The organism is Pseudoxanthomonas sp. LjRoot204_2 (genome assembly GCF_056175765.1).
In genome coordinates, this window is sequence record NZ_JBGFFG010000504.1 from 1 (window position 1) to 2,161 (window position 2,161).

The 2,161-nt window shown below is 69.3% G+C and carries 1 protein-coding gene; it reads left to right on the forward strand.

The features are described 5' to 3' along the window. Positions 1 to 227: 227 nt before the first annotated feature. Positions 228 to 2,161 (forward strand): ATP-dependent RNA helicase HrpA (gene hrpA, locus AC04L7_RS17180; protein ID WP_475513508.1); only part of this gene is annotated, 1,934 nt, incomplete at its 3' end.

Consider the following 2,161-nt stretch of genomic DNA (forward strand, 5'->3'; position numbering starts at 1 on the left):
CGACAGGCCGTCGGCGATCTTCTTGCGTTCGCTGCCGCTGATCCCGATATCGATGTTGGGTGCGGACGGAGCCGAGGCGAGCGGGGCGGCGACGGGTGCGGCCTTGGTCTTGGCGGGCTTGGTCTTCGGCTTGGCCATGCGGATTCTCCTGTGGGTGGGTTGAGGCGGCACAATGGGCACACTAGAACATGTGGCGTGAGCGAAAAGTTTCAACCGTTCCCCGAAGAATGAATACCCCCCGCGATTCCTCCCAACCCCATCCCCACCGTGCCGCCCTAGAGCAGGCACGGCGATCGTTCGACCGTGCCCTGAGCCGCGACCGAGGCCGCCTGCAGGGTCTGTGGTCGCGCTGGCAGGGCAAGCCGGCCGATGCCGGCGCGCGCCAGGCCTTCGAACAGGCGCTGCACGCCTCCGTCGCCGCCCGTGAACGCCGTGGTTCCACGGTACCCGCAGTGACGCTCGACGACAGCCTGCCCATCGCGCGCGAGGGCGAACGCATCGTCGAGCTGATCCGCAACCATCAGGTGGTCGTGATCGCAGGCGAGACCGGCTCGGGCAAGACCACCCAGCTGCCCAAGCTCTGCCTGGCCGCCGGGCGCGGTGTGGCCGGGATGATCGGGTGTACGCAGCCGCGGCGCATCGCCGCGCGTGCGGTGGCGCGCCGCGTGGCCGAGGAACTGAAGACCGAGATCGGCCGTGGGGTCGGCTTCCAGGTGCGCTTCAACGACCAGGTGGGCGACGACACCCACATCAAGTTCATGACCGACGGCATCCTGCTGGCGGAGATCGCCAGCGACCGCTGGCTGTCGGCCTATGACACGATCATCGTCGACGAGGCGCACGAACGCAGCCTCAACATCGATTTCCTGCTCGGCTACCTCAAGCAGCTGCTGCGCAAGCGCCGTGACCTGAAGGTGATCGTCACCTCCGCCACTATCGATACCGCGCGCTTCGCCCGGCACTTCGACGATGCGCCGGTGATCAGCGTGGAAGGGCGAACCTATCCGGTGGAGGTGCGCTACCGCGCGCTGGAAGGCGAGGGCGAGCAGGAGGGGGAGCGCACGGTCAACGACGGGATCGTGGCGGCGGTGGACGAGATCACACGGCAGGACGCGCGCGGCGACGTGCTGGTCTTCCTGCCCGGCGAGCGCGAGATCCGCGACGCGCACCAGGCGCTGGAGCGACGCAAGTACAGGAATACCGAGGTATTGCCGCTGTATGCGCGCCTGTCCAACCAGGACCAGGACCGCGTGTTCAACCCTGGGCCGAACCGGCGCATCGTGCTGGCGACCAACGTCGCCGAGACCTCGCTGACGGTGCCGCGCATCCGCTACGTCGTCGATCCCGGGTTCGCGCGCGTCAAGCGTTACAGCCCGCGCAACAAGCTCGACCGCCTGCACATCGAACCGGTCTCGCAGGCCAGCGCCAACCAGCGCAAGGGCCGCTGCGGACGCATCGCCGAAGGCATCTGCTATCGCCTCTACGCCGAAGCCGATTTCCAGTCGCGCGCCGAGTTCACCGATCCGGAGATCCGCCGCTCCAGCCTGGCCGGCGTGATCCTGCGCATGCTGCAGCTGGGACTGGGACGGATCGAGGATTTTCCGTTCCTGGAGGCGCCCGACGAGCGCGCGGTCGCCGACGGCTGGCAGCAGCTGGTCGAGCTCGGCGCCATCGACGGCGAGCGGCGCATGACCGCCATCGGCAGGCAGATGGCGCGCCTGCCGGTGGACGTGAAGCTGGCGCGCATGCTGGTGGCGGCGCAGGCCGCCGGCTGCCTGCGGCCTATGCTGGTGATTGCCTCGTTCCTGGGCATCCAGGATCCGCGCGAGCGTCCGGCCGATGCGCGCGGCGCGGCCGACACCGCGCACGCGCAGTTCGCCGATGGCCGGTCCGAGTTCGTCGGCGTGCTGCGCCTGTGGGATGCGTACCGGCAGGCGCACGAAGATCTCACCCAGTCCAAGCTGCGCGACTGGTGCGGTCGCCACTTCCTCGGTTTCCTGCGCATGCGCGAATGGCGCGAGCTGCACCGCCAGCTGCGCCTGCTGTGCGAGGAGCTGGGGTGGAAGGAAGAGGCCGTCGAGGCGTCGATGGCGCCGCTGCTCGCCGGCAGCAGCGCGCCGCCGGTCGCGCGCGACGACGCGGCGGCCGCGAAGGCCACGCG